The 6,221-nt window shown below is 32.8% G+C and carries 5 protein-coding genes and 2 pseudogenes; 5 read left to right on the top strand and 2 right to left on the bottom strand.

All coding sequences use genetic code 11. From position 1 onward, the window contains the following. Positions 1-274 precede the first annotated feature (274 nt). Positions 275-883 (top strand): DUF3967 domain-containing protein, encoded by a 609-nt coding sequence (locus tag ACM6HU_RS24155; protein ID WP_016132513.1) that lies wholly within the window; start codon positions 275-277, stop codon positions 881-883. Between the two features lie 194 nt (positions 884-1,077). Next, positions 1,078-1,185: pseudogene (locus tag ACM6HU_RS24150) on the top strand (ATPase); the annotation flags it as partial. A gap of 472 nt (positions 1,186-1,657) precedes the next feature. Here ACM6HU_RS24150 and ACM6HU_RS24145 read toward each other — a convergent pair. Further along, positions 1,658-2,416 carry a CsxC family protein gene (locus ACM6HU_RS24145; protein WP_016113401.1) on the bottom strand — a complete coding sequence of 253 codons (759 nt, stop codon included), beginning with the start codon at positions 2,414-2,416 and terminating at the stop codon, positions 1,658-1,660. Positions 2,417-2,760: 344 nt separating this feature from the next. On the opposite strand from ACM6HU_RS24145, the pseudogene ACM6HU_RS24140 reads away from it, so the two are divergent. From ACM6HU_RS24140 to ACM6HU_RS24130, 3 genes and pseudogenes are all read left to right on the top strand, one after another. Beyond that, positions 2,761-3,071: pseudogene (locus ACM6HU_RS24140) on the top strand (hypothetical protein); the annotation flags it as partial. Positions 3,072-3,310: 239 nt separating this feature from the next. After that, on the top strand, positions 3,311-3,820 hold the full coding sequence (locus ACM6HU_RS24135; protein WP_016133375.1) for a hypothetical protein: 510 nt from the start codon (positions 3,311-3,313) through the stop codon (positions 3,818-3,820). A 460-nt stretch (positions 3,821-4,280) separates the two neighbouring features. After that, complete coding sequence (locus ACM6HU_RS24130; RefSeq protein ID WP_016113391.1) at positions 4,281-4,499, top strand: hypothetical protein; 219 nt, start codon at positions 4,281-4,283, stop codon at positions 4,497-4,499. A 771-nt stretch (positions 4,500-5,270) separates the two neighbouring features. Here the strand turns inward: ACM6HU_RS24130 and ACM6HU_RS24125 are convergent. After that, positions 5,271-5,657 carry a hypothetical protein gene (locus tag ACM6HU_RS24125; protein ID WP_016117065.1) on the bottom strand — a complete coding sequence of 129 codons (387 nt, stop codon included), beginning with the start codon at positions 5,655-5,657 and terminating at the stop codon, positions 5,271-5,273. Between the last annotated feature and the right edge of the window lie 564 nt (positions 5,658-6,221).

Below are 6,221 nucleotides of genomic sequence, written 5' to 3'. Positions count from 1 at the left end.
ACCAGGCGGCGCCTTACTCTCTCAAGGGGTTTGCCTGGTTCTTTTTTTCTTCGTTTATGCATGATTTTATACATGGTTGGTATAGCAAGGATTCTAGGGATCCCCGCTATTTCGTTTTTTCTCTTTTCTTGCATAAAATCTTGTATAAATTAAAAAAAGATTTTGATGCTGTTATCGTGAAGTAACGAGTCTCTAAATTTAAACTTAATATGTGAATTATTAGGAAAAAGGGTATATCATTGCTATAGCGAATATATTTTTGAGGTGAAACGCTATGAAGACGCTTTATAATCCTAGTGACGTGGTTGAGCAATTAGGTATCCAATCATCTACATTACGTAAGTATGCAGATGTGTTAGAAAAAGAGGGTTACACTTTTATAAAAAACGAGCGTGGGCATAGGAAATATAGAGAAAGTGATGTAATGGTATTCCGTAAGGTTATAAATCTAAAGAATGACACAGATATGACACTAGAAAATGCCACAAAGCAAATTGTATCATGGCATCAAGGTGTTGAAGTGTTGCCATTGGATCGACATGAAGTTGAGCGCTATGAAGAACCGGATTTCAACGCTACAACGCTACAGAGGATGATTCAAGATCAAAAAGAAGTCATTGAAAAACAAAATGAGTTGCTCCAGGAATTAACCAAACGACTAACTGAGCAAGACCAGCGATTCATACAAAAAGAATCAGAGTTATTGAGCGCTATACAAACGATACAGGAATCCCAGGCACTTATAGCGATGAATACTAGCGAAGATATGGCGAAGAACCAGGGCCGTGATGAGATGCTCATGCAAACAATAAGGGAAGTCCAGGAAGTTAAGAAGATGATTGCAGCAAGTAAAGATAAGAAATGGTATGAGTTTTGGAAATAATCTTTTGAAATTTGATTAATTATCTCTCTCCTTCTCTGAAAATACAGGGGAATAAATCCAATGCTTACGGTATAATTTTCAATGTTATATGGGGACAGAGAACATTGTTTAAATTAAGATTACGCCTGAAGAACTAGAATTGGTTGCTAAAAGGCAGGATAATTTAAGAGAGAGTGTTGAGTTGGGGATGATAAATTGAAATTGTTCCTAATCAAAACGGTGGCATATACAGTGTTTATGGAGTAACTGCTCAGGGTGTTATTATTACTGCACAACGAGTTTTGAATACAGAATTAACGTAGATTCTTTAGTAATTAAATAAAGGGGATTGGTTACCTTTATTTAATTGCTGAAAATCATAGATTATAGAACATTAATAGTTAATGTTTATTATATTGTAAAAAAGTATTGCTATTTTTGTAAGCGCTTACTATAATAAAGGTACAAGGATTCACAAAATCTTAATATAAGAATAAAGGAGGAAATAACATGGAAATCGCAATGGCAGTTTTAAAATTTGTAGGTGGAATAATTCCATTCGTACAAGAACTTTTAAAAGCATTTATGTAAGTTTTTTATTCAGCAATTATTTATAAAAATTATCATACAAATGATCTGTATATCAAAGATGAATTGATGTGTAGATCATTTGTGTGAACAATCTTTAAATAAGAAAGGAGAATCCCCAAAAAAATATGGGATTCTCCTTTTTTTAGTGCATGAAATGTTGCAAAATAACTGACTTGATTTAAGAATATTAATGAGAATTTTTAATTAGCAGCTAGATTGTCCAGTTGATCCACCAATTCTTACTTGTTGAGTTTGTAATACTTTCAAAGTAAGATCAAGAACGATTTTTTCACGTAAGTGGTCAAATGTTTTTTCATGATGTTTACCACATGATTCTTCATGATGTTTATCATGATCATTATCACATGGTGAGAAGTCAAGCTCATAAAATTCTGCACTAATTATTTCACAAAATGGTTGTTCATTATAGAAAACATTATTTTCAAAGAAGAATTTGTCTAGACGAGGAACATCAGTGTTTTTTGGATTAATAAAACGAGCTTTATTTTCTGAAGAAAAAGCTATGATTGGGTTAGAAGAAAAGTCATTTCGAGTTAAGTCAGCAAAACCAGAGAATCGAACCTTTGCAATTTTATCATGAATCACGCCATTGCAGTCTTTAGCAGCATATTCAATATTTTTACGAATAAAACCTTCTACAAATAATTTTGCTCTTGTTACTCGTAAATACCCTGTTCCATCAATTGGTTCATATTCAACAGGTACTAGTTTACATTGTTGTAAAAATACATCTTTTAATACTCTTTTAATTTCTACTGCTGGTGGACAAAGTGGGATATTTGCTTCTACTACAATTTGAAGTGTTCTTTCTGCTAATACAACTGGAATTTTAACTATTGGATTTCTTGTAAGAAGAGGCGTTGCTGGAGTATCACTGAACGGAATTTGTGTTTCTGCTTTAACCTTACAATCTTTATTGTGATCGTGTTTGTTTTCACTCAATTAAAAAACCTCCATTTATTTTTGTTTTTTGAGTGTTTTCATACCTACTTTAATATGGTATTTAATATATCTATTTGTGTGCGGGCTTGTATAATAGTTACTTTTCTCATTTTGAAATAAGAAAAACTAAATTAGATTACTTAAAATTCATTGCACTATATTGAATAGGACAGCATATATTATAGTGTGGATCGAGCGTCGGACACTTGTTTTACACTTATATATAATTAAATAAATCTCCCATAACAAGAAAAGGAACCTACTAGTAGGTTCCTTTTCTTGTTATGGGGGTAGAAGAAGCAATCGTACTGTGAAGTGAAAAGCAACTTACAGAAAATGTAACTATGGCTCAAACTTATTGGGGATCTGAGGTAGCCAAGAACTTAGGGATTGGCTCAAGTACTTTGGGTAAATATTGCTTTGCCCTGGAAGAAGCCGGATATCCTTTCGAGCAGGGTAACAATAACTCGAGAGTTTTTTTCATAAAGACGTAGCAACTATAGAACGGATGATATCAGCTGTGAACAAGAAGAGTATAACGTTAGAACAGGCTATAAACCTAGTGATATCAAGCGTTGAAGAAAATGAGGTAGCAACTGTTGCTACAGATAGCGTAGCAGATACAGAACAGAAGAAATCACTTTGGAATCGTCTGTTTGGTAAATAAATTATAATTGAATGATGGAAAGAAAAGCTCGCTTCTTATTTGAAACAAGATAAGCGAGCTTTTTTGGATACTATCGATAATGAGACGTTATGTTAATTTTACATGTATATGATATATATTATTGTTTTCCTTTGGACAAGTATAGACAAGTAGAGACAAGTATACAAGAAAAACAAGCTCGTTTTACATTTAATATATTAAATTCAAACAAAGGAGCTTGATTACTTATGTCATCAAAAAATAGATTGCATTTCAATCCTTGTGAGTTTCCACTTCCTATTCAGGGATCTTCAGGATCAACACCACAATCAGCATTCAGGGCTGTTAGGGATGTTACTAATGCTTCTATACCTGTTCCTGCAGACACCGATGTACAAGTTTTATATCCGAATGAACAATATGATCTAATAAATGAACATAGTACTTTTACTTCCACATTTATTCCAGAAACAAAAGGTATATACTCTATTATTGCAAGTGTTCAATTTAGTCCTGTTACTTTCACCAATCCTTATAGAGTGCAAATAGCCATCAGAGTAAACAATACTGACGTATCCCGAGATAATGATTTCTTTAGTATAATCCCATTTGACAATGATGTATCTGTTTCTACTAACATTCAGTTAAATGCTGGAGATCAAGTACAGGTATTTGTGCAAAGTTCTGTAGCTGGTGAAATCGTTTCAGATCCTGCAACTACACACTTTGAAGCTACTAGATTTCCATCTCCAACATAATAAAACAAGTTTATTTTCTTAACTTCCGATAACATTGATTATGTGAATGAAAAGTCCCTTCAGAAGATGAAGGGACTTTTCTAGGTTTCTAGATACATGGACTGCTTGCTGATAAGTGGTATTATGTAAATCTAGCATGAATATAGTATATATCGTTATTTCCTTGTTTCTTTATTCTTTATATTTGCATGCTAAACATGTTTGTATCCTATATTGATACAAGCAATTATATATACCCTATCTATTATAGTACATAAATCAATAATGCAGGTATTGTAGTACATTGTAATGAGAGAGGAGTATGTTTTATGGAATTACGCCCTCCGAAGAAAACTATGTATGAAAATATACCACAACCCAAAATACTATCTCTTTGGAATATAGGCTATTAAACAAGCTCTTCTTGTATTTAAACATAGAATAGAATGAATTCTATATTTCTAGAAGGGAGTGTTTTTAAATGTTTAATAATCATGATAAATGCGTATGTGATCAGTTAGCGGTTTTACAATTAGGTACAGAAGTAGATATTTTTTTAAGTGGGAATACAATCGAAGATGTTATTTTTGTTAATTTCAATCCAGAAAATTTTTGTGCAACTTTTGTAGATAATGAAACAGAACCAGGAACTGTAATTGTTTTAGATTGTCGAGATATTTTAGCACTTCGAATTGAATAATTAGATAGAAAAAAAGAGCTTTTTTAAAAGCTCTTTTTTTATTTTTATAACTAAAAATAAAAAGATTATTCTTAGTTAATTGTGATTATACTAATGAAATTTTATGGAGATGAAAATCTAGCTGCTTCAAAATGTGTTCCTTCGTTATTTAAAATAGTCATATTTCCTCCGCTAATAATTGTCCATATTTGAACTTTATCCCTTTTATTTAATTGTAGAATAGTACTTACTCTTACTGCATGAGGTCGTCTAACTAATTTTGGTACGAAATAGTGATCTTCTTTAACAATATCGATACCATTTACACGTATTAACATGGTTGTAGTGCGAGGATTATCAAAAGGAATATTAGCAAGAAATGCTGCACCTGCAGTAATAGCATATACTCCTTTTCTTCTAGGAACAAAGGTTGAATCGGATATATTATACTCATCTTTTAAATCAAACTGTTTAGTTTCATACGTAATCTGTTGAATTTGTGTTGTAAGTACATTCTGATTAAATGCTTTTACAGCTCTAAATGCGGATGGTCTAATTAATTGTAGTAAAGCTACTATAGGATTACCCCCTTTTACATTAACTTATGAATTATGTGAAAAGAGTGATTGGACCAGAGGTTTTGCTTTGATTTGAATGTATACTTTTCTAGTAGTTTTTGAGGAAAATGGGTAAGTTGCGATAAAGTCAATGTTTAAAGGGAAATGAATGTAAACAAATAATAAAAAGTTTACATTCACTTTTTTGTATGAACTTTGAGGTCTAATCAATTTATTAAATGAAATTTTGAGGAAAACATTCACGAACACCAGAATTTCTCAATGAGTTAAATAAAGCTGCAGTGATGATTAATATAACATTGGTATCCGTTCCATTTTCTAAATCATAGATTGCCCAGTATGCATTATCAATTGTAAAAATACATTTTCGTTCTAATTTAAATCCAGGTGGTACAGTTGGAAGTGTAGTAACTGGTACACACACGTCTGTATCTCCTTCATCTCTGATAAAATCGAAAGTTTGCTCGTCAATTTCATAGATATTAACTGGATCAATCTCCACACCTTTATCTGGAACTGTAATTTCATCTTCAACTAATAGGAAAAAGCGTTCGTTTCGAAAATTGAAAAGACATCTCGCACCAATTTCAAATGTTGCCATTTTATATGCGCCTCCTTAGCAACTTTTTTATAGATTTAAAGTCGCTTCTACATAATATGCTAGAGTAATAGATTTGGTTAGGGCATGTCCCTGCGTAAAATATTTTATGGTGATTTTTTAAGGTATTCTAAAATAAACGAATATGTAAAAGTCTACATTCGTTTTTATTTTTTATATTCGATAATGGGCAATCCATATTGATCAGTCATAGAGGGTTGGAAAAATCTTATTGGAAATAACTATATATTGCGTCTGTCAACGGTAAGCGGAACGGAGTGAGCATTAAGGAGTTGACTGATTCACCTGTTCCAAAACCCTCTTGTGGTTGTCAAACGGTACCCGTTTGACCCTGCCTACCGGCGAGGGAGCCCCCTCAAAAAATGAGGGGGTTGGGGGAGTTTGTTAGACGGGGTCTGGGGAAGATTTCCCCAGTGGGTTTGGGCAAAGCCCAAGGTTTGTTTTTGCCATGCTGGACATGGCTCGGCAAAGCCGAAAAGCGTCGCAGACACCTATTGATTTTGATACGAAGTGTCAAAATACGTATAGGGTTACTCTAATTGACTC

This window comes from Bacillus sp. IT-79MI2 (genome assembly GCF_949768135.1).
In the GTDB taxonomy this organism is placed as follows: Bacteria; Bacillota; Bacilli; order Bacillales; family Bacillaceae_G; genus Bacillus_A; species Bacillus_A pseudomycoides.
This window is presented reverse-complemented; position numbering and strand designations above follow the sequence as displayed.

What these genes read in the sequence shown, in the direction of transcription:
- ACM6HU_RS24155 (WP_016132513.1), top strand. Translation starts at nt 275, where the DNA reads ATGAAGACGCTTTATAATCCTAGTGACGTGGTTGAGCAATTAGGTATC.
- ACM6HU_RS24135 (WP_016133375.1), top strand. Translation starts at nt 3,311, where the DNA reads ATGTCATCAAAAAATAGATTGCATTTCAATCCTTGTGAGTTTCCACTT.
- ACM6HU_RS24130 (WP_016113391.1), top strand. Translation starts at nt 4,281, where the DNA reads ATGTTTAATAATCATGATAAATGCGTATGTGATCAGTTAGCGGTTTTA.
- ACM6HU_RS24125 (WP_016117065.1), bottom strand. Translation starts at nt 5,657, where the DNA reads ATGGCAACATTTGAAATTGGTGCGAGATGTCTTTTCAATTTTCGAAAC.